The sequence below is a fragment of the uncultured Shimia sp. genome (genome assembly GCF_913054185.1).
Taxonomy (GTDB): Bacteria; Pseudomonadota; Alphaproteobacteria; order Rhodobacterales; family Rhodobacteraceae; genus Shimia.
The window spans coordinates 1-20,258 of the sequence record NZ_CAJXIV010000077.1; the positions used below are offsets into that span (position 1 = coordinate 1).

At 55.4% G+C, this 20,258-nt stretch carries 18 protein-coding genes and 2 riboswitches; of the genes, 9 read left to right on the plus strand and 9 right to left on the minus strand.

Annotated features, from left to right (window positions below; translation table 11 throughout):
- Positions 1-320: 320 nt before the first annotated feature.
- Positions 321-1,979, plus strand: a complete 1,659-nt coding sequence (locus QZ517_RS14750) for an amidohydrolase family protein (RefSeq protein WP_294228189.1) — start codon at positions 321-323, stop codon at positions 1,977-1,979.
- Positions 1,980-2,231: 252 nt separating this feature from the next.
- Here the strand turns inward: QZ517_RS14750 and QZ517_RS14755 are convergent, their stop codons facing one another.
- A complete protein-coding gene (locus QZ517_RS14755) occupies positions 2,232-5,018 on the minus strand; it encodes a bifunctional aconitate hydratase 2/2-methylisocitrate dehydratase (RefSeq protein ID WP_294228191.1) in 2,787 nt (928 codons plus the stop codon).
- 379 nt (positions 5,019-5,397) lie between these two features.
- Positions 5,398-5,613: riboswitch (cobalamin riboswitch) on the plus strand.
- Between the two features lie 99 nt (positions 5,614-5,712).
- Between QZ517_RS14755 and QZ517_RS14760 the strand changes: the two genes are divergently transcribed.
- The 5 genes from QZ517_RS14760 (at position 5,713) to QZ517_RS14780 (ending at position 10,624) form a co-directional block, all read left to right on the plus strand.
- Entirely contained in the window at positions 5,713-6,117 is a 405-nt protein-coding gene (locus QZ517_RS14760; protein WP_294228193.1) for a DUF1636 domain-containing protein, read from the plus strand.
- Positions 6,114-6,896 (plus strand): ABC transporter ATP-binding protein, encoded by a 783-nt coding sequence (locus QZ517_RS14765; protein WP_294228195.1) that lies wholly within the window; start codon positions 6,114-6,116, stop codon positions 6,894-6,896. Before QZ517_RS14760 ends, QZ517_RS14765 begins: the two co-directional genes overlap by 4 nt.
- A gap of 18 nt (positions 6,897-6,914) precedes the next feature.
- A complete protein-coding gene (locus QZ517_RS14770; protein ID WP_294228219.1) occupies positions 6,915-7,856 on the plus strand; it encodes an ABC transporter substrate-binding protein in 942 nt (313 codons plus the stop codon).
- The gene (locus QZ517_RS14775; RefSeq protein WP_294228197.1) at positions 7,857-8,897 is read left to right on the plus strand and encodes an iron ABC transporter permease; all 1,041 of its coding nucleotides are present in this window, start codon (positions 7,857-7,859) and stop codon (positions 8,895-8,897) included. It abuts the gene before it with no gap.
- A gap of 248 nt (positions 8,898-9,145) precedes the next feature.
- Positions 9,146-10,624 carry a hypothetical protein gene (locus QZ517_RS14780; protein ID WP_294228199.1) on the plus strand — a complete coding sequence of 493 codons (1,479 nt, stop codon included), beginning with the start codon at positions 9,146-9,148 and terminating at the stop codon, positions 10,622-10,624.
- Positions 10,625-10,637: 13 nt separating this feature from the next.
- On the opposite strand, the gene QZ517_RS14785 is transcribed toward QZ517_RS14780, so the two are convergent.
- From QZ517_RS14785 to QZ517_RS14810, 6 genes are all read right to left on the minus strand, one after another.
- Positions 10,638-11,282: an ABC transporter ATP-binding protein gene (locus QZ517_RS14785; RefSeq protein WP_294228201.1), complete on the minus strand. Its 645-nt coding sequence runs from the start codon at positions 11,280-11,282 to the stop codon at positions 10,638-10,640.
- A complete protein-coding gene (gene cbiQ, locus QZ517_RS14790) occupies positions 11,279-12,061 on the minus strand; it encodes a cobalt ECF transporter T component CbiQ (protein ID WP_294228203.1) in 783 nt (260 codons plus the stop codon). The genes QZ517_RS14785 and cbiQ overlap by 4 nt, the downstream gene beginning before the upstream one ends.
- Positions 12,061-12,648 carry a cobalt ABC transporter permease gene (locus tag QZ517_RS14795; protein WP_294228205.1) on the minus strand — a complete coding sequence of 196 codons (588 nt, stop codon included), beginning with the start codon at positions 12,646-12,648 and terminating at the stop codon, positions 12,061-12,063. The genes cbiQ and QZ517_RS14795 overlap by 1 nt, the downstream gene beginning before the upstream one ends.
- Positions 12,645-13,256: a cobalt transporter CbiM gene (gene cbiM, locus QZ517_RS14800; RefSeq protein WP_294228207.1), complete on the minus strand. Its 612-nt coding sequence runs from the start codon at positions 13,254-13,256 to the stop codon at positions 12,645-12,647. The genes QZ517_RS14795 and cbiM overlap by 4 nt, the downstream gene beginning before the upstream one ends.
- Before the next feature lie 6 nt (positions 13,257-13,262).
- Positions 13,263-14,048 carry a DUF4198 domain-containing protein gene (locus QZ517_RS14805; RefSeq protein WP_294228208.1) on the minus strand — a complete coding sequence of 262 codons (786 nt, stop codon included), beginning with the start codon at positions 14,046-14,048 and terminating at the stop codon, positions 13,263-13,265.
- A gap of 127 nt (positions 14,049-14,175) precedes the next feature.
- A riboswitch (cobalamin riboswitch) is annotated at positions 14,176-14,377 on the minus strand.
- A gap of 220 nt (positions 14,378-14,597) precedes the next feature.
- Positions 14,598-14,855, minus strand: coding sequence for a hypothetical protein (locus QZ517_RS14810; RefSeq protein WP_294228209.1), 258 nt, complete (start codon positions 14,853-14,855; stop codon positions 14,598-14,600).
- Between the two features lie 755 nt (positions 14,856-15,610).
- Here QZ517_RS14810 and QZ517_RS14815 point away from each other — a divergent pair.
- Entirely contained in the window at positions 15,611-16,066 is a 456-nt protein-coding gene (locus QZ517_RS14815) for a hypothetical protein (protein WP_294228210.1), read from the plus strand.
- Positions 16,067-16,648: 582 nt separating this feature from the next.
- Here QZ517_RS14815 and fdxA read toward each other — a convergent pair.
- Together fdxA and QZ517_RS14825 are read right to left on the minus strand one after the other, a co-directional pair.
- Positions 16,649-17,029: a ferredoxin FdxA gene (fdxA, locus tag QZ517_RS14820; protein WP_294228211.1), complete on the minus strand. Its 381-nt coding sequence runs from the start codon at positions 17,027-17,029 to the stop codon at positions 16,649-16,651.
- 62 nt (positions 17,030-17,091) lie between these two features.
- On the minus strand, positions 17,092-17,784 hold the full coding sequence (locus QZ517_RS14825; protein WP_294228213.1) for a nitroreductase family protein: 693 nt from the start codon (positions 17,782-17,784) through the stop codon (positions 17,092-17,094).
- A gap of 128 nt (positions 17,785-17,912) precedes the next feature.
- Between QZ517_RS14825 and QZ517_RS14830 the strand changes: the two genes are divergently transcribed.
- Entirely contained in the window at positions 17,913-18,722 is an 810-nt protein-coding gene (locus QZ517_RS14830; RefSeq protein WP_294228215.1) for a ferredoxin--NADP reductase, read from the plus strand.
- 19 nt (positions 18,723-18,741) lie between these two features.
- A complete protein-coding gene (locus QZ517_RS14835; protein WP_294228217.1) occupies positions 18,742-19,542 on the plus strand; it encodes a helix-turn-helix transcriptional regulator in 801 nt (266 codons plus the stop codon).
- Positions 19,543-20,258: the final 716 nt, after the last annotated feature.

A 20,258-nucleotide genomic window follows, 5' to 3' on the forward strand; every position in this document is an offset into this window, starting at 1 on the left:
CTGGCAGCGAAGAGGTCAGGAGTTCGATCCTCCTAGGCTCCACCAAACCACCCACAAAACTTGATAACTTCAGCATTTATAGGCTTTCTGTGCATTGTGCATCTGTGTGCGGTTGCTACGAAAGCCGCTGTGAGCCGGTAGGCATCACCCTCACAAACTGGATGCTGTTGGGCTGAGCCGAGCACTTAGGCTGCCAGAAATTCCCCCGACGGTATGCGTGGCGCTCGTGCCTTGATAATTTACATGGCATTCTCAAATCTGATCCGCAAAGGGCGTGGTTTAGGCACAAGAACAGCGCGCATCTTACAGAAAGATCAGGCATGACAAACAAACTCGATCAAAAGTGGGATGTGCAACATCATTTCCTGCCAGACTTTTACGCCGAGCTTCTCGCCAAACGGGGCACGACGGATGTGGCGGGAATGTCCTTACCTAAGTGGTCCCCTGAAAAATCCCTCGCTGCGATGGACAAAATGGGCATCGAGCGCGCTTTCTTGTCACTGGCGCTTCCTGGTGTTCATCTTGGCGACGACGGCGAAGCGCGTGATATTGCCCGTGAAACCAATAACTTTTTGATTGATGTGTGCAAGACACATTCAGATCGCTTCAGCGGCTTTGCCAGTCTCCCCCTGCCCGATGTTGAGGGCGCGATTGCCGAATATGACCGGGTGGTCGCGAGCGGAGATTTGAACGGGGTCATTTTGATGAGCAGCGTCAACGGGCACTACCCCGGCAATGACCGTTATCGTCCGCTGTTTGAGCGGATGGATCGCGACCGCGCAGTTGTGTTTGTGCATCCTGCGCCTACCGACGATATCAAGCCTTATGGAATGACCGGCCCGATGTATCTTTGGTTCTTGGAAACAACCAAGGCTTTGGCGAGCCTTTTGGCTGCCGGGTTCCATCGCGACTATCCAAACATCCGCTTTATTTTTGCCCACGGAGGAGGCGCCGTGGCCGCAATGGCCGAAGATTTACGCAGCACCGAGCCTAACCTCGCACAGGAATTGGCGGACTGGCGCAGTCAGCTCTATTTTGATACGGCAAAGTTTTCCTCGCCCGAGGCAATTTTGGGCCTGCTTGGCTTTACCTCCATCGAACATCTCCTGTTTTCCTCAGACATCCCTTGGGTTTCGCGCAGCAAGGTGCGCTATTGGGTAACGGAACTGTCGAAATCCCTTCCAAAAACAGACGTTGCAAGCGTGTGGCGCCACAATACGCAAAACCTGTTTGATACACGTGTGCCGTCAGCCGCTTCCTTTCCATCGTTGACCACGAAACCGCGCACTGAGGTGCATCGCCATGGGATGCCCAAAGCGCTTTCGACAGCCATAGCCGCTTTGAACATCGATGTTGCAGAGGTGCGTTGGTTCGACGCCACTCAGCTGGCAGATGGGACGCCCCGAATTGTAATGGACCTCCCAGACCTCTGGGGTCGTACGGAGGTAGAGATCAGCACCTTCCTCGAGCGCTATAATTCCGAGATCTCAGCACTGGCGCAGCAACACAACGGGCGTTTTGAGGCGTTTGGGTCGGTTGATCTGAACAATGAAACAGCCGCCTTGGCGCAGGTTAAAAAATGCCAAGAGGACCCGCATATTTCTGGTCTCTGCCTCTTTCCGCCAACAGATCAGTCCGGACCGATTTCACACACAATCCTGGATGCTCTGAAATACGCAAGGATGCCATTACTGATCCATCCAAGAGACGCCCGCGGGCCAATTGTTTTTAACGAGGCAAAGCTTGCCGCGCCGCTGCTTTTAACCCAGCTCATGCACACAGGGGCAATCGACAAACTGCTCGGTCTGCCGTTTGTGTTAACCCACACGTGTGGGGTTCATCGTCACCTTGCCGAAACCGCTGGCGTGCTTTTTTACCTGCGCAAGAAGCGGTGGCATATGCTGAAGCTTCTGGTCGACTTCTTGATCGTGCGCCGGATGAAAGGAGAAGCCCTCCTTGTTGAAGCTGAGTGGGATTAAGAGATAGTTGTAATCCCTTCACAGTCGCTTCGCACAGCCGCACACGTCTCGCCGCTTGCCCTCAACTGAATCCAGATTGCGCTGAAGAGAAAATCACAGTTCGGTAGAAATAACAAAGTGCTGCGCTTGCCCGGGCCGATAAGTCGACGTCAAAGGCCACAACACCTACTGCCGCCCCAACAAAAAAACCCCGGCACGCATCCGCGCCGGGGTTTGATTTTGTGTCGTGCAGCGCCAAAGCGCCGCATGGCTTTAGAAGTGGGCCGACTTGGTGTTTGCAGGTGCCAGTGGCGGTGCAAATTTGGTCAGGTCGATGCCTTCCACGGCCTCTTTGTACTCTTCCAGCGTAGGCGTGCGGCCAAGGACAGCAGCGAGCACCACAAGTGGGGTTGAGGCCAGCAGGCTTTCACCTTTCTTCTCTGGCAGGTCACCTACAACACGGCCTTGGAACAGGCGGGTTGAAGTGGCCAGAACCGTGTCGCCTTTGGCGGCTTTTTCCTGGTTGCCCATGCAGAGGTTACAGCCCGGACGCTCAAGATAGAGAATGTTCTCATACTCGGTGCGTGCCTGGCTTTTGGGGAACATGTCGTCGAACTCAAAGCCCGAGTACTTCTGCAGGATTTCCCAATCACCCTCTTCTTTCATCTCGTCGATGATGTTGTAGGTTGGCGCTGCCACAACCAGCGGGGCTTTGAACTCAACTTTGCCATTGGCCGCTTCGATGTTCTTCAGCATCTGAGCGACAATTTTCATGTCACCTTTGTGCACCATGCAGGAGCCTACAAAGCCCAAATCCACTTTCTTTTCAGCGTTGTAGTAGCTGATTGGGCGGATGGTGTCGTGGGTGTAGCGCTTGGAGACGTCAGCGTTGTTCACGTCCGGGTCCGCGATCATGGGTTCAACAATCTGATCCAGATCCACAATCACTTCTGCGAAGTATTTGGCGGTGGAATCCGGGGTCATTGCAGGCTTGGCGCCGGACTTGATCTCGGCAATGCGGGCGTCCGCTTTGTCGATCAGGCCCTGAAGCATTTTCACTTCGTTATCCATGCCTTTGTCGATCATGATCTGGATGCGGTGTTTGGCGAGTTCCAGCGAGCCCACCAGCGTCTCATCGTTGGAGATACAGATCGAGGCTTTTGCCTTCATTTCCGCAGTCCAGTCGGTGAAGGTAAAGGCTTGGTCGGCCAGAAGCGTGCCAATGTGCACTTCGATCACGCGGCCCTGGAAGACGTTGTCACCGTGCTGCTCCAGCATCTGCAACTGCGTGGCGTGCACCACGTCGCGGAAGTCCATGTGTTCGGCCATCTGGCCTTTGAACGTGACTTTCACGGACTCAGGGATCGGCATCGACGCCTCCCCTGTGGCCAGCGCCAGCGCAACGGTGCCGGAGTCCGCACCAAAGGCCACGCCTTTGGACATACGGGTGTGGCTGTCGCCGCCGATGGTGATGTCCCAGTCGCTCACGGTGAGGTCGTTCAGAACCTTGTGAATCACGTCGGTCATGGCGTGATACTGATCTTTGGGATCACGCGCGGTGATCAGGCCAAAGTCGTTCATGAACTTCATCAGACGCGGGGTGTTGGCCTGTGCCTTGACGTCCCACACAGAGGCGGTGTGACAGCCGGACTGATACGCGCCGTCTACGATGGGAGACACGATGGTGGCCGCCATGGCCTCCAGTTCCTGCATGGTCATCAGGCCGGTGGTGTCCTGCGAACCCACGATGTTGACCTCAACACGCACATCAGAACCTGCATGCAGGGTTGCGCCCGGGGTGGTGCCCACAGCGTTTTTGTTGAAGATCTTTTCAACGGCGGTCAGGCCTTGGCCCTCTTTGGTGATCTCTTTGGAGGCGGCAAATACTGGTGTTGGTTCAACGCCCAGCGCGCCCGCTGCAAATGTTTGCAGCTTTTTACCAAAGACAATTGCGTAAGAACCACCGGCCTTCATGAACTCCGCTTTTTGCGGGGTGAAAGAAGACGCCACGTCGACCAGCTCTTCGCCGTCTTCGCTCAGCAGCTTTTTGGACTTGGTGTTGATCTTCAGAACGGTGCCGGTCTCCACGGAGTATTTCTGCTCCAGGATTGGGTTGCCGTCGTTGTTGAGGATCGGGTTGCCGTCCTCATCAGATTTGCGCACCCAGTTCTTCAGATCGAGACCAATGCCGCCGGTCACGCCAACGGTGGTCAAAAAGATCGGGGAGATGCCGTTGGTGCCCGCCACAACTGGCGCGTAGTTCACAAATGGCACGTAAGGAGAGGCTTGCTTGCCGGTCCAGAGTGCGACGTTGTTCACACCAGACATGCGGGAGGAGCCCACGCCCATGGTGCCTTTTTCAGCAATCAACATCACCTGTTTGCCAGGGTGCTGCAGCTTCAGCTCTTCGATGTGCTTCTGCCCAGCTTCCGAAATCATACACTTGCCGTGCAATTCACGGTCCGCGCGGGAATGCGCTTCGGCACCCGGGGACAGCAGGTCGGTAGAGATGTCACCCTCGCCGGCGATGAAGGTCACAAGTTCGATCTCTTCGTCGATGTCTGGCAGTTTGGTGAAGAATTCTGCTTTGGCGTAGCTTTCCAGCAGCTCTTTGGCGACGGCATTGCCCGAATCCAGCGCCTCTTTCAGGCGGGCCTGGTCGGCATCGTAAAGGAAGACCTGAGTCTTCAAAACGTCTGCCGCCTGCGCCGCAATCGTGGCATCGTCGCCCAGCGCAAGATCCAGCAGCACGCGCACGGAAGGGCCACCTTTCATGTGCGACAGCATTTCAAACGCAAACTCAGGAGTGATTTCGGCAACATCTGCCGCGCCGAGAATGATCTCTTTGAGGAAGTCTGCCTTCACGCCTGCGGCGCTCGTGGTGCCGGGCAAGGTGTTGTAAATGAAGAACTTCAGAGAGTCTTCGCGATGGGCGTTGGCGGTGTCTTTGATCTGATCGATCAGTTCGCCGACCAGCGCGCCGTCGTCGATTGGCTTTGGATTCAGACCTTCGGTTTTCCGGGTCTCAATCTCATTCAGATAATCTGTATACAAGCTCATGATGATCCTAGCGATTTGAGGTTGGCTGAAGCATGAACACCCCGTTTCAGGGGGGACAGCAATTCACAGGGCAGGTATTGTATGCCGATGTATACCAAGCTTGAAAAAGACGCAAGTTGCCCTTCGTAACAATTGTCTTGGCCTCCCCCAAATGTGATGGCGCAGTGCGGCGTATGGCCCCTAATGTAAGCTGCCCCACCCCGATTTTCCAGCTTACAACACCCTTCGGACCGCACAGATTGGAGCCTGGTTTCCAGCTAAGACAACTTGGCCAAGCTGCGCGGATCACAATCAAACAATATCTTGCGGTCCGCACATCATGAAGCCGCAGGATTTTGTTTCTCGAGGTGGAAAACCTGTTGACTCACCGGCTGGTTTCCACGACTTCAGAAGAGATGGTTCCCGAAAGACGTCAGTCAACCGGGATGAAAAGGGAATACGGTGCGGCCTCCGCAAGGTGCCAATTCCGTGACTGCCCCCGCAACTGTAAGCGGCAAGCGACCCCGAGAACACCACTGAGCGTCATGCGCTTGGGAAGGTTCGGGAGAGCTACAACCCGCGAGTCAGGAGACCTGCCATCCAAGATGTAACTTCAACCCGGGCGGGGCGTCCGGACAGGAGGCCATGATGGCTTTACGGATTGATCCGTGCGAAAAACTGACTGTGCGTGCCCCGCTTCATCGCGGAGGGCGAGATGGACCACCCCACTCACAGAATTTCGATATGCACATCCTGCAAACATGTCGGCGAGAATTGTCGCCCCGGCTATGAACTGATCAAACGGCTGCGCGCCGCCATCGATATGGCGGGTGACGCGATCACCGAAGAGTTCGAAATTTCCGGCGTTGCCTGTATGGCGGGCTGCAAACATCCCTGCACGGTGGCGTATCACAGCACACGCAAGGCAACCTATCTGTTTGGCGACATCACGCCGGATCAGGACATTGAGGATCTGGTGTCTTTTGCACAGCAATATGCAGTGCTTGGCGATGGCTGGTGCTCCTCCGTGGATCGCCCCGGCAAGCTGCGCAAACACACGTTGGCGCGGGTACCATCAATGATGTTGGCAATTGAGGACAGCGCGGAGCGCCTTGTATGAGAACCGGTCATTTGGTGGCCAAGGATGTTTGTTGGCGTCCTAGAAAAAACCAGCCGTTGCTGCTGCACCCGGTGAGCTTTGAAGTCTATCCGGGGCGAGTACTTGGCGTGGTGGGCCCCAATGGCGCAGGCAAGTCGACGCTGTTGCGGATGATTTATCACTACCAGAAACCCACATCCGGGCAGATCACAGTGGATGGACTGGACCTCTGGAGCATGTCCGCCAAAGTGGCTGCCCGCAAAGTCGCCGCCGTATTGCAAGAGCAACCGGGGGCCTTTGGTCTGTCAGTGCGGGAGATTGTGGCATTGGGGCGCACGCCGCATCGCAGTGGCTTGTCGTCAGATGGCGCGCGTGACGCGGAGATCATCGATGCTGCGCTCGCGCGGATGCAGTTAGAGCATTTGGCCACACGCGATTTTGACACCCTGTCAGGGGGCGAGCGGCAACGGGTGATGGTGGCGCGGGCGTTGGCGCAGCAGCCACAGGTGTTGGTGATGGACGAGCCAACCAACCACCTCGACATTCGCCATCAGCTCGAAATCCTGTCACTGATCCGGTCGCTTGGACTGACCATTGTGGTCTCACTGCACGATCTGAACATGGCGTCAGATGTGTGTGACGCCATTCTGCTTCTGAAAGACGGACACTGCCAAGGCTTTGGCAGCGCTGACGACGTGCTCAGCGAACCGCTGGTGTCAGACACGTTTTCGGTCACCGCCCAGCGTCAGGTGCTGAGCGAGAGCCAGAATCAACACCTTACTTTTCACCTCCCGACCTAAAGGACCAAATTTATGACCATGAAATTGACCACCGCTGCGGTCAGCGCGCTGCTGGCCCTCTCCACCACCGCCGCTCTGGCGGAAACCACTGTGGACAGCTGCAACCGCCAAGTGACGTTTGACGCGCCGCCCAAAGCGGCCATTTCCAACGACGTGAACCTGACCGAGATGATGCTGGTGCTGGGTCTGGCGGATCGCATGGTGGGCTACACCGGCATTTCCGGCTGGAAAACACTGAACGAAGAGATGCGTGCTGGTGTCGAAGAACTGCCAGAGCTGTCTGCGAAATACCCAAGCAAAGAGGTGCTGATCGGCGCGGATGCGGATTTTTTCTTTGCTGGTTGGAACTACGGAATGAAAGTCGGTGGCGAAGTCACACCTGAGACGCTCGCACCGTTTGACATCAAGGTCTATGAGTTGACCGAGAGCTGCATCCACATTGGCAAAAAAGACGCCGCCAGCATGGATGATATGTACAACGACATCCAAAACCTCGGCGCGATCTTTGACGTGACAGACAAGGCGGATGCGCTGGTCGATGGCTACAAAGCAGATCTTGCGGCCTTCACGGACGGGTTGGCCCCGTTGGAAAGCGCACCGCGCGTGTTTGTCTATGACAGCGGCGAGGACTCTCCCTTCACCGCTGGTCGTTATGCGATGCCAAACGCGCTGATCGAGGCGGCTGGCGGCACCAACATCATGAACGATCTGGAAAAGAGCTGGGCCAAAGTCGGCTGGGAGCCGGTACTGGAACGCAACCCGGAGGTCGTCGTGATCGTGAACTACGGCAATGTGACCGCCGCAGAAAAGCGTGCCTTCATGATGAACAACCCGGCCTTTGCCGAAATGGACGCGGTGAAGAACAACCGATTTGTGACCCTGGAGTATGTTGAAGCGACCCCGGGCCCGCGCAACATCAAAGCGGTGAAAACCCTCGCAGACACGTTCCGGGCCAAATAAATGACAAGAAGAGCAGCAGGACAGCCAAAGAGCAGGTTTCCTTACGTGATCGGCACAGGGGGGATCCTGTTGCTTTTCTCGATTTCGGTCGCAATCAGTGTGGGGGCCGTCTCTGTGCCCCTGCACACGGTCTGGAGCATCCTGATCAATCAGGTGGCGCCCGGCACAATTGAACAGGACTGGTCCAAAGGTCGCGAAGCGATTGTCTGGGACATTCGCTTTCCTCGTGCGCTGCTGGCCTGCCTTGTGGGCGCCGGATTGGCGGTTGTTGGCGGCAGCTTGCAGGCGGTGACGCGCAACCCGCTGGCCGATCCGCACCTGTTGGGGATTTCTTCCGGCGCGGCCTTTGGCGCGATCCTGGTCCTGATGCACACTGGCATGTTTTGGGGGCTCATCACCGTGCCGTTGTTTGCCTTTGGCGGGGCCTTGGCGACAACGTTACTGGTACTGGCGGTGTCGCAGTTTGCCGCGGCCACAAGCGCGGATCGCTTGATCCTGGCGGGTGTGGCGGTGTCCTTCATTGTGATGTCGCTGGCCAATGTGCTGATCTTTCTCGGCGACCCACGGGCGACACATACGGTGGTGTTCTGGATGCTGGGCGGCCTGGGATTGGCGCAATGGAGCCATTTAGCTTTCCCGTTTGCAGTTCTTGTGATCTGCGGGGCCTACATCTGGGCCAATGCGCGGAAATTGAATGCGATGACGGTGGGAGACGAGACAGCGTCCACACTGGGCATTCCTGTGGCGCGGTTTCGTTTGATCATCTTTGTGGTGGGGGCGTTGATCACCGGGGTGATGGTGGCGTTTTCCGGCATGATTGGCTTTGTTGGCCTGATGGTGCCACATATTGTGCGCCTTTTGGTGGGCGGCGATTATGCCCGCGTGATCCCAGCCTCTGCCCTGTTTGGCGCGATCTACCTTTTGTGGTCCGACATCATCGCGCGCACAATTATGGCACCGGAAGACATGCCGATTGGCATTGTCACCGGCTTGATCGGCGGACTGTTCTTTGTTTGGCTGTTGCGGCGGCGGGCGCGATGATTGCCATATCAGCTGTGTCGGCTTGAGTGCTAACAACCTGAAGCCAATTTGTTTTTTTGAACTTCGCTATCCGCTTTTGAAGGGGTACGTCAGACGCCTGCTTGGCAGAAGTTACCACAGACGGCGCATTTGCCCTTAAAACACGCAAAGCGGCACTCTATAGAAAAGGGGAGGTCGGACGTGCCCAGCTCCCGGAGGAATACTCCCAGTGGCGGCGCGGCTGTGGAAGCTTTGGGAGACACAAAACAATGGCCAAACTCCTCTGCGATGTGCGCGGCACCTATCGCCTCGAGTTCCTGCGCGAGATTGAAAAACAATCAAACGGTGAAATCGAGATTTCCCTGGTTGTTGGTGATCGCGGTGCTGATTTGTTCTCCCGCCCGATCAACACAATGAAGCGGGATTGGCGGCACGAACGCCTGCGCAAACACCACATGCAAGACACGGTGCATCAAAGCGCCAACTTGGAATTGCTGTCTTCCAATGAGTTCCACGACATGGCAACAATGGCCATCGATCACTTTCAGCGGGTGAGCGAGAACTACAACTACAACGCCCACAATCTGGATAACCTGCAGGATTACCTGGATTATTACTACATCCTCACCGACGTGATTGCCCAACGTATGATCGAAGAGGAGATCACCCACGTTGTGTTCTTCATGACCCCCCATTTGGGCTATGACACGGTGCTGTATCAGGTTGCCAAGAGCCTTGGCATCAAGACGCTTGTTATGAACCAGCAATCTTTGTTCAACGACCGCTTTTTCTCCTCTGGCTCAATTGACGACTATGGCGTGTTTGATCCTACCACCTCTGACGCCCCAGCCATTCCGCTTGAGCACGGCAAACTGCCTGATCTGTTTTTTATGGACGGCGATTGGCAGAAACCTGGCGCAACCGGCAAATTGAACGCAAAGGCAGTTGGCAGCTTTTTGAAGTATGTGCTGCGGCGCGAACCTGTTCTGCTGCTCAAACCCCATCGACTTTATGCACTGCTGAAACGTGTTTCTGATGTTTACGGCAGTTTGCCTGATTGGCGCGATCCATTTGCCCATTACTTCCACAAAAACGCGTTGGCCTATTATGAACATTTGGCTGAATTTGATCGCGGCACAGTCGATTACGAGCGGAAATACGTCTATGTGCCGCTGCACAATCAACCGGAGATGTCTGCATCCACTTTGGGTGGGCGGTACCGCGACCAATTGTTGATGATCGAAGCGATTGCGCGCTCCATTCCCGATGATTGGCAGGTCTACGTAAAGGAAAACCCGCGCCAAGGCTTGTTTGCCCGTGGGCCGTTTTTCTTTCATCGCCTGTCGCGCATTCCAAACGTGAAAATGCTGCCCTCTTTTGCGGACTCAGCCGCCTTGGTCGCCAACGCGCAAGTGGTGGGCACCGTTGCGGGGACAGCCGGTTGGGAAGGCCTGCTGAGCGGTGTGCCAGCGGTGGTGTTTGGCGGCGCTTGGTACCGGTCGCTGCCGGGGGTGACCCCCTATCAGGAAGGCTTGGACTTTGAGCAGATCGCAGCGCAGGGCGTGGATCATGCGGCGCTGGAGAACGCCTATGGCGCATTGGTAGACCGGTCTCATGAAGGCGCCATCGACGGGCTGTTTTTTGACAAAATTGACGGCTTCAATTCCGCAGAGAATGCAACGCTGGTGGCCAAATCTGTCACTAAGATTATCCAGGGCGATGTGCCAACCACCTACGGAAGTCTGTAGCGCCTCTTAGAGGCTAAAGCAGCCGCCCGTCGCGCAGCTCCACTGTGTCGGGTGCCAAAGCGGCCCGAAACGCGGGGTTGTGGCTCACCAGCAAAATCGCTTGTGGCAAGCCACTTAAGATTTCCAAGAGCCGGGCTTCGTTTTTGGTGTCCAGCGCATTGGTGGGTTCGTCCAGCAGGAGCGCTTCCGGCTCCATCGCCAACACGGTCGCCAAGGTCACGAGCCGTTTTTCCCCGCCGGACAGCTTATGTGTGATGCGGTCACGCAGATGCATAAGTTGCAGGTCGGCCAGAACTTTTTCCACTGTAGCCAGGGCCTCTGCCTTGCTGCGTCCCAGGTTGAGCGGGCCAAAGGCAATGTCTTCGGCCACCGTGGGGCAAAACAATTGGTCATCCGGGTCTTGGAACACCAGACCAATCCGACGGCGCACCTCGTGAAAATCCGCCTCAACACGCCGCTCTTGGCCAAAGGCCGTAACCGTTCCGGCATCTGGCGCTTGAAGGCCAAGTGCTATGCGGAAAAGGGTGGATTTCCCCGCGCCATTGGGTCCGGTGATTGAGAGACGCTGCCCGGCCTCAAGCTGAAGCGACGCGCCTTCCAGCACAGGCGCATAGCCCGGGTAGGCAAAGCGGATGTCATTGAGCTTTAGGATTGTCATACGTAATCCAAAAATAGCAGACCAAGGCACACGCCACTCAGCAGCGCCACAAACAAGTGATCCTTACGGGTCATGGAAAACTCTTGTAGCAACAAAAGCCGGCCAGAGAAGCCCCGGCACTTCATGGCCCCCAAAATGCGTTCGGAGCGCTCAATGGCGCGCACCAGCATCATGCCCACCAGATAACCAAAGCTGCGATAAGTGTGCCAGTTGGTGCCGGGTCGAAATCCACGAATTTTCATCGCGCCCCGCAGTCGCAGATATTCCTCACGCAGCACTTCGATGTAGCGCACCGTGAACATCAAAAGGTGCACCAAAACCTCAGGACAGCGCAATTTGTGCAGCGCATGGCCAAGCGTGACCGGCTCCATAGTACCCACCAGCACCATGACCGTCAGAATCACAGCGTTGGCGGTCAGGCCAATCTCGATGGCTTTCCAGAGCCCCTGCCAGCTGGCCGGAAATCCAAACACCGAGAACATTTCGTCACCCGGCATGGTGAACGGCAGCAGCACCAGCATAAAAATGATGAAACTGTCCATCATCGCCATACGCTTGAGCGTGCGGCGGATCGGCAGACGCGACATCACAAGCAAAGAGATGGCGGCGGACAAAGCGGCCATCAGCGCCGGAATGGTGGTCAACGCCACAGTGCTGATGGCAAAGACACAGGCCATCACCACACGCACGCGCGGGTCCAGATCGCCGATCACGCCATAAGGCGCGTCACTGCTGGCCTCGGCTAGAGTTGTGGCTTTCGGTTCCAGCGCATGCGCCATCAGGCGGCCATCTTCTTACGGGCGGCGATGTAAAAACCGATGCCAAACAGGCCGATGATATAGCCGATTCCTCCGAGAATGCTTTGCAGGTCGTTTTTCTCACGGTAGGCGGCGATCTCACGGCGCAGCGGGCGAAGTTCGTCGCGCACCGCCTTAGCAATCACCTGCCGTTCTTCGTCCGACAGGGAGGCAACCGTTACAACGGATGCGCCCTCAACCGGACCATCGGAAGCAGCGACCGGCGTGTTCACGATCTCGGCGGCGCCCCCCATGATCTCAGCAACCTCCTCAGCCGGCATGACGACTTTGGCGACATGGCCTGCGCCGAGGTCGGCGGTGAACGTATGGGCCACAGGGCTGGATGGGGTGTAGAGGAAAAACCCATCTTCATCTGTAATCGTGCGGCCCAACTCTGCCCCGTCCGGGCCGTAGACGATGACCTCTTGATCCACAGCCATGTCGCCATTGGAAAAGCCAAGCTCACCTTCGATGGCGTCGCCTGCTGGGAACACACCAGCGATCACCTTATGCGCCAGCACAGGCAGCGGGGCGCAGATCAGGCTCACAATCAGGATCAGCTGTTTCACGCTGAGGATCCTTTCAAAAACAACTCCGGTTTGACCTTACGCGCCAAAAGCACCGCAAAGCCAGTGAGCACAGCCTCGATGGCCATGACCGGGATATGGGCAAAAAACACAAGCTTGGCGGCGGGCAGGAATTCATCCCCAGTCAGCGCGAGGGACACCGCCACAAACAGGGTTGTGGCCGCAATGGCAAAGGCGCCGCCAAGGCCACCCCAGATCGCCCCTTGCACAGGAGATCCGCGGCCAATCAAGCGGCCAAAGATCATCCAGGCCAGCACAGCGGGCATGGCAATGTTGAAGGTGTTGACACCCAGTACGGTCAAGCCACCAAAACCGAAGAACACCGCCTGCAAGAGTAAGCCGACAAACAGGGCGGGAAAGGCAGCCCAACCGAGCAAAAGCCCAGCCAGACCGTTGAGAATCAAATGCACAGATGACGGGCCAATTGGCACATGGATCAGCGAGGCCACAAAGAAACTGGCCGACAGCACCCCTGCGGTGGGGATGCGGTCAATTTCCAGCGATTTGAGGCCCACAGCAATCCCGCCAGCGGCAGCAAGTGCGCCACCAATCACAACAGGGTTGGACAAGGCTCCGTCAACAATGTGCATGTGGGGTTACTCCAGATCCCAGGCGCGGATCCAAATCACCGCGTCTTGGCTCAACTCTTTGCCGTCATGCTCGGCTTTGGGACCAACCCCCAGGGCTGCAAAACCCCAATAACCCGCCTTGGGAACACCGAAGGTAAAGTAGCCATTGTCATCAGAAATCGACACCAAAGCACCGCCAGGCAGCGGCGACGCGGTATTGGCTTTGGCGCCTGTGCCGGACAAGTCAGGCTCCGCCGCCATATACTCGATCTCAATCTCTGCGCCGGCAACAGGCTTGCCATCGCTCAGGACACGGCCGGTGAACGTACCGCCCGCGATAACATTGTAAGGCTTATTCAGCGGCAAAATCTCGGTGGCCAGACCTTGTGGCTGATCCCAGTCGGTGGGCAGCTCGTTGCGGTTCAGGTAGGCCTTGGTGATTTGCTGGATGTAGATGTCCTCAGATTCTTCATAGTAAGGTGTAGGCACAGTGACGACGACATAGTCACCGGAACGCTTCACTGGCACGGAACCCACGAAGGCTTTGGCAGTGTTGTCAGGCCCGTCAAAAGTGGTTTCTTCGAGCGTGTCCATCAAATCGGTTTTTTTGCCATTGTGGATCACGTAGAACTCTTCCGGCTTCTCCAGGGTCATCACGTGACCGGCGTCATGCGGGTGCCAGAAAATTAACTTCACCGACACATTGCCGGGACGCGCGATCATGGTGTCTTCAGTGTATTCCAGCAGAAAGTGCGCTTGTGCCATCACAGGCAAGGCCAGAGATGCCGCAGCCGCCAAGAGCAGTTTTTTCATGAGTTAGGTCCTTATCACGTCGCGCCTTCCCCGGCGCATTACTTTGTGACTTTGGGGAGACTGGAGCCGGTTGCCCAATGTGGCAAACAGATCCAGCGCACACCCCGGCGCCGATGATGAGCGCCCCTTCCGAGGGCGCATGTCCGGCAGGTCTCCTGACTCGCGGGTCGCAGCACGGCGCTGAGCCTTCCCGGGTCTCCCCAGTGGCATGATCAGCTGTGCTCGCCGCTTACAGTTGCGGGGGCAGTTGCAGAATTGGCCAAGGTGGCCGCACTGCATTCCCTATTGCTTCCGGAGGACTCCCCGGAACCGAACATGGCGTGTGTGTGCCAGACGACGGGCGGCTCGGTCAATACGGGAATGCGACGCGGCGGGGCCAAATTGCGAAGTGGCGGGGCTGGCAATGAGTGTTTGAGAGGTCTCTACAAAATTGTCGAGTGAACAAATTTTCCAAAATCAGTTGGGTGGCGAATGGCACCGAGACTTTAATTTCACTGAAAAATATCAGTTTTGTTCAGGATCTTGACGACGATCCTGAAGACTCGCGGCTCAACAGCCATGTTCCTCAAGTTGGGTCTGTCCTAGCCAGAGTGACCGTTGCCCCTGGGATGCCCCAATAAAACACCATTTTTTTGTATTCTTAATGATCACTGAGGATTTTAAATGCCTAAGAGCCCCCAACATGGTGCCATTCAATCGCGCCTTGACGTCGATGACGTTGAGATGCCGCAACTGGCCGACAACGATGCCCGCAACGGCAAAAACGTACTGAATGCCGCGCAACAGCGCCGCAATCAATACGATCAACTTCCTGACGCCACAAGATTCGGGAGCTGACAAAACATGACAGTGAGTTGGAGTCTCGAACAAGCGAGCTCGCCACCGCGCTCGCTGCTATGCAGACGGAATAAAACACAAAGGTGGTTACTCTAAAAAAATACGCTTGAAGAACGGGCCAAACTACCAAACGAGGTGCTTTGGGACCCCATCTACAAAAGCGCATTTGAGACAGGCAAAGAGTGGTGCACTCGCCGTTGGGCTTATGTGACTGCCTCTCTGGAAGAGTTGATGACGAGATTGGCGACAAGTGGCCGGATACCCAGATTCAGTAAGAACCTGATCAGCGATAAAACTGTCGCGGCCGGGTGCTGTGCCCACCGCAATCCTCAGCAACAAACATATCGAAGACTGGTTTGTTGCGCCCACCCGCGATTGTGTAACAGGCCAAGGGCATGGCCATGCTCACCGTTTCAATTTGTCGTCGTCAGACAAAGATCCCACGGCTTTGATCCCAGAAGATGCCAATATTGTGAAAGCAAGTGCGGATTGAAAAATGGGATGATACGCTCCACCCAGACGCCAATTTTTCTGCCAAACGTATATCGCTATTTTGGATCCCGTTCCGACTGGTAGGGGCAAATTGGGGTCTGATCCTAACTCAATTCGCCTATTATTGTCAAATCGGCCGATGCCCCTCTCAACCAACGTACGAAACGGTTTTTGTGCCAAGCTGTCCTTGTGACCGATTCCGAAGAGTCACCTGGCGAGTTGGAGGGCGGCGTATGAACCCACTCACCATAGCCGAACTGGCGCTCAGTTTTTCGGCCGATACCTGTTTTGGCCTGATGAGCTCAAAGTGGGGGAAAAGGCGGCAAGCTAGGCGCAAGCTCCATCGCCTTTGGATTGGCGACATTGGCGATTGGCATTTTGTCGCAAGTGTCAAAAAACAACCGACGCCGGCTTTGACGCAGGCGTATCTGAAGTCGGCCACAGATACCTTGCGGTCACACATCTCAGAAGATGCTTTCTCCGAGGAGGTGATCGACAAACTTGCGCCTTTGCAAACATTGGCCAAGCAAGTGGATTCAGCGATGAAGCGGGCTTTGGCGAACACCAAGAGCCGCAATCGATTTGATCCTGAACTTGACGACAATCTAAACAAGGATTGGGCATCCCATTACACTGCGTTCAAGAAAACCGATGGGTATCGGAAGCTTTGCCTCGATACGTCGCAATGAGTGGCAGATCATGAGGGCCGAAAATACGACACGATGGATCTCTATGTGTTGTCCGCTTCGCTCTACCTGAATATTTGTCAGATTTGTCTCTTGGTCGTATGGAATGCAGTCTTGAACGACCCCAATGCAGAATCCACCTGGCGCTCCGCGTACAAGCAGTACAAAAACGAGGCGAAAGCCTGTCCAGCGGACCATAAGGCGTGAGCAACGAAGCGCACGGATGCCAATAGATCCGACGGGTTTGCCCAGCGGCAATCCGAAATTCAAAAGGGCATTGAACGCTGTGGCTTGATGGATGACCCGCTCATCGCGACAAACCAACTCACGAAAATGCAGGTCGAGAGTTTTCGCAAGACCGAGCGGCAAGTGCCAAAGGCATCGGTGCATCTAGGCAAGTTCGGATGGCTGCTCCGCGGAGTGAGTGACTTTTGCAAAGCTTGGCGATCGACTTTGCCAGACGTTCAAGGTCAATGCATCGCATTTCTCTTCTCGGGCCAAAGCCAGCTTATAGATTTTAGCGGAGCAAGCCGCAGCTTGTTTTTGTTTCCACAGCGACACCTGTTTGAGGTGCCCACCAGTGTTTTACCTCGTAGCCTCAAGCCAAAGCGTTGGAGCATTGGACCGCGCCCATGCCCTCAGAGGTTTGGAGGCCTGAAGATGCGTGAGTTTTCCTGGCAAGCCATCCATTTCCCGTGCATGTGGCAAGGGATCTTTTCGCTCCGTGATCACCGGCCACTGGTTTGCGAGCCCTCGATTCAAGTCGACCCATTTTTGACTGTCAGGCTCCGTGTCGGGCTGGATTGCACCTGCCGGGCATTCAGGCTCGCACACACCACAGTCAATGCAGTGGTCGGGGTGGATTACCAGCATCGTTTCCCCCTCGTAAAAGCAGTCCACCGGGCAGACTTCCACGCAGTCAGTGTATTTACATGCGATACAGTTTTCAGTGACAACATAGGTCATTGTGCGGGTCTCCTGTCGGCGAACCAGAAGGCTCGCCGTTGATTGTAAAGAGAAATTGGGTGTTAGTCCGCGACGGTCAGGATTTCGTCGAGCGGCTTTTTCATCTTGGCGACGGCGGGAACTTTCGCGTCCTGTGCCGCATGCCCAACGGCGACAATCATAATCGGTTTTTCGCTTTCAGGCCGCCCCAACATCTTGTTCAAAAACCGCATTGGGTTTGGGGTGTGGGTCAGGGTGACCAAACCGGCATGGTGCAAAGCTGCAAGCAAAAACCCACAGGCAATCCCGGTGCTTTCAGGGACATAGTAGTTTTTGAAACGCGTGCCGTCGTCAAATTGGCCCCAACGCTGCGCAAACACCACGATGAGCCATGGGGCCTCTTCCAAATGGGGTTTGTGATCATTGGTGCCAATTGGTTCGAGCGCTTTGAGCCACTCATCACCGGCGCCACCCTCATAAAACCGGCGTTCTTCCTCTTCCGCTGCTTCGCGGACACGTTTCTTGAACGCAGGATCGGAAATCGCCACAAAATGCCACGGTTGGTGGTTCGCCCCCGATGGCGCAGTGCCTGCGGTGCGGATGCATTCCTCAATCACTTCCCGGGATACCGGGGTATCGGAATAATCACGCACCGTATGGCGACGTTTCATTCTTTCATAAAAGGTCTTTGCCTCTTTGAGGCTTTTTTCGGCTGAGTAATCCATCCGGTCTGGCAGGTCGGCAGGTAGGTATTCGATGTGATCGCGTGCGAACATTGGCGTCTCCTTTGCTGCGGATAGAATACCGCCAGTACTTTGGTAATTTCATTCCTCATTGATGAGGATTGCTGACTCTGATCCAAAAAGTGTTCGTTCCCCCAAACACAATAGAAATGGAGCGCAAAATGGATCAGATTGTTGGGGGAGTAGGAGCAGCGGCGGAGGTGCCAAAGGGCTTTGTCACATTGGACGTCCTGTCGGTACAGCATTACACGGACCGCTTGTTTTCCTTTACAACACAGCGCCCTGCGGGGTTTCGATTTCGCTCCGGTGAGTTTGCTATGATCGGGTTGATGATTGATGGCAAACCATTGATGCGCGCCTATTCCATCGCCTCACCCAACTGGGAGGAGCTTCTGGAATTCTATTCGATCAAAGTGCCTGATGGCCCGCTGACGTCAAAGCTGCAGAACATTCAGACTGGCGATCAAATTCTGATCCGCCCCAAACCGGTTGGCACGCTTGTGTTTGATGCGTTGCTACCCGGAAAACGGCTGTTTTTGCTGTCCACCGGGACCGGCATTGCGCCATTTGCCAGCGTGATCCGAGATCCTGAGGTGTATGAAAAATTTGATCAGGTCCACCTGCTGCACAGCTGCCGAGACGTGGCTGAATTGCAGTATGGCGAGGATTTGGTGGGGTCGGTTCACAGCCATGAGTATCTGGGCGATCTGGCCGCTGGAAAGCTGTATCACCACCCGTCGGCTACCCGTGAGACCTACAAAAACACCGGGCGTATCGACGACTGGATCAAAGACGGCCGTTTTGCGCAGATGTGCGGAGGGGATTTGACGCCGAATACTGATAGGGTGATGATCTGTGGGTCAATGGCGATGCTGGAAACGCTCAAAGGCATTTGCGAAGAGCACGGGTTTCTTGAAGGATCAAACTCCAATCCGGGACAGTTTGTTATCGAAAAGGCATTTGCCGGCTAAAACAAGGGATGGATTTCGATTGAAACAGCAAAAGCTGCAGCCACCCTATGCCGAGCTGAGTTTGGGTGTCGATCACCTCATTCAGCTGTCTCAGGCCGTTGGATCTGAGAGGTTCACTCAGGCGGTCATGCGCATTGCAACCGAGGTTTGTGGTGCGGATTTTGTGTCGCTGTTTTGTCACGGCGACCGGGACAAACCGCTGCTGATTGGCACAGCCTGCCGTTTGGGGCAGCGCCGCGCCGCCCAAGCTGCAAAGGGGTATCGGCGTCACGTCCATGAAGATGGAAATGCGGAACTCCTTCGTGGCTCTCAAGGCTTGGGTGATTTTTTAACTGTGCAAAATGCCAAAGATATCAATTCGTTCACTTACCGGCGCGATTGCTATGATCTGCCGGGGATTTCAGAGCGTGTGTCCATTGTCCGGCGTACAGCTGACTACGGGCTCTCCGTCAGTATGTACTCAAGTGAGGAAAGTGGCCCGTTCGACAACCCGAGCAACGGAGATATTCAGGCACTGCTTCGGCTGTTGTTGGCTTTGACGGAACGCCATGTCGCCTTCTCACTGAGAGATGGTGTTTGGATGGAGAATGATATTCAGGCTCGTCTGGCGCTCACCTATCCAGATCTAACCCCGCGCGAGCGCGAGGTTGCTGCGATGGCGATCAAAGGCCGGACGGCAAAAGAGTCTGCGGCGCTGCTTGGCGTGGCGGAAACAACAATCATCACCCACAGGAAAAAAGCCTATAAGCGCATGAACGTCACCTCACTGCGCCAGCTTATGGCAAGTTTTTCTGACGTCAGCGCATATGAGGCCAAATAGGTCGATCTGATAAGGTGGGACTTTGGGTTCATCGTGCCCACCAAGGTATGGCAGATGAGAACGACAAAAAACCGGCGCAAAGACAGTCAAAGACATCAAGGGTGCAACTCGTAGGCAATATTCTTCTGAAGAGAATATCCGGATCGTGCTGGCTGACCTGCATGGCGAGGATAGCAACGCTGAGCTATCACTCCGCCTCAGGACGTGATCGCCCTGCTCAACTTACATCAGATGTTCAATGATTGTGTTCTGTCGTTGATGAGGAACGTCAATGCACCAGACCTTCGCTCAGAAGCAATTGATCTCATTCAATCCATGATCGACAGCAGTGTCATCACACCGTTTCCTGAAGGAAATGATTTCAACATTGAACTACATGGTAAACTGGGTGCAATCCTCACTATCGTCGTCCAAAAGAGCAATAATCCTAGCACGAGTGTGTTGGGGCATCCGCTTTCAGTGGTTGCTAGGGGACGTCCAAACAGAGACAGGTAAAATAGAAACACCCGTACGCTGTTGTACGTGTCATGAGACAATTTTCGCGGTTTCGGGAGTGGGATTTGAACCTACGACCTTCAGGTTATGAGCCTGACGAGGTGAAGGCGTTACTCAATTGATCACGGGGGACAAATGTCGTCTGAACGCGCGTGTTTGAGATTTGTCGACATTATTGGTTGCGGGAGTAGGATTTGAACCTACGACCTTCAGGTTATGAG

What these genes read in the sequence shown, in the direction of transcription:
- cbiQ (WP_294228203.1), bottom strand. Translation starts at nt 12,061, where the DNA reads ATGGCGCATGCGCTGGAACCGAAAGCCACAACTCTAGCCGAGGCCAGC.
- fdxA (WP_294228211.1), bottom strand. Translation starts at nt 17,029, where the DNA reads ATGACCTATGTTGTCACTGAAAACTGTATCGCATGTAAATACACTGAC.
- QZ517_RS14775 (WP_294228197.1), top strand. Translation starts at nt 7,857, where the DNA reads ATGACAAGAAGAGCAGCAGGACAGCCAAAGAGCAGGTTTCCTTACGTG.
- QZ517_RS14765 (WP_294228195.1), top strand. Translation starts at nt 6,114, where the DNA reads ATGAGAACCGGTCATTTGGTGGCCAAGGATGTTTGTTGGCGTCCTAGA.
- QZ517_RS14825 (WP_294228213.1), bottom strand. Translation starts at nt 17,784, where the DNA reads ATGTTCGCACGCGATCACATCGAATACCTACCTGCCGACCTGCCAGAC.
- QZ517_RS14770 (WP_294228219.1), top strand. Translation starts at nt 6,915, where the DNA reads ATGAAATTGACCACCGCTGCGGTCAGCGCGCTGCTGGCCCTCTCCACC.
- QZ517_RS14785 (WP_294228201.1), bottom strand. Translation starts at nt 11,282, where the DNA reads ATGACAATCCTAAAGCTCAATGACATCCGCTTTGCCTACCCGGGCTAT.
- QZ517_RS14830 (WP_294228215.1), top strand. Translation starts at nt 17,913, where the DNA reads ATGGATCAGATTGTTGGGGGAGTAGGAGCAGCGGCGGAGGTGCCAAAG.
- QZ517_RS14760 (WP_294228193.1), top strand. Translation starts at nt 5,713, where the DNA reads ATGGACCACCCCACTCACAGAATTTCGATATGCACATCCTGCAAACAT.
- QZ517_RS14750 (WP_294228189.1), top strand. Translation starts at nt 321, where the DNA reads ATGACAAACAAACTCGATCAAAAGTGGGATGTGCAACATCATTTCCTG.
- QZ517_RS14815 (WP_294228210.1), top strand. Translation starts at nt 15,611, where the DNA reads ATGAACCCACTCACCATAGCCGAACTGGCGCTCAGTTTTTCGGCCGAT.
- QZ517_RS14755 (WP_294228191.1), bottom strand. Translation starts at nt 5,018, where the DNA reads ATGAGCTTGTATACAGATTATCTGAATGAGATTGAGACCCGGAAAACC.
- QZ517_RS14780 (WP_294228199.1), top strand. Translation starts at nt 9,146, where the DNA reads ATGGCCAAACTCCTCTGCGATGTGCGCGGCACCTATCGCCTCGAGTTC.
- cbiM (WP_294228207.1), bottom strand. Translation starts at nt 13,256, where the DNA reads ATGCACATTGTTGACGGAGCCTTGTCCAACCCTGTTGTGATTGGTGGC.
- QZ517_RS14805 (WP_294228208.1), bottom strand. Translation starts at nt 14,048, where the DNA reads ATGAAAAAACTGCTCTTGGCGGCTGCGGCATCTCTGGCCTTGCCTGTG.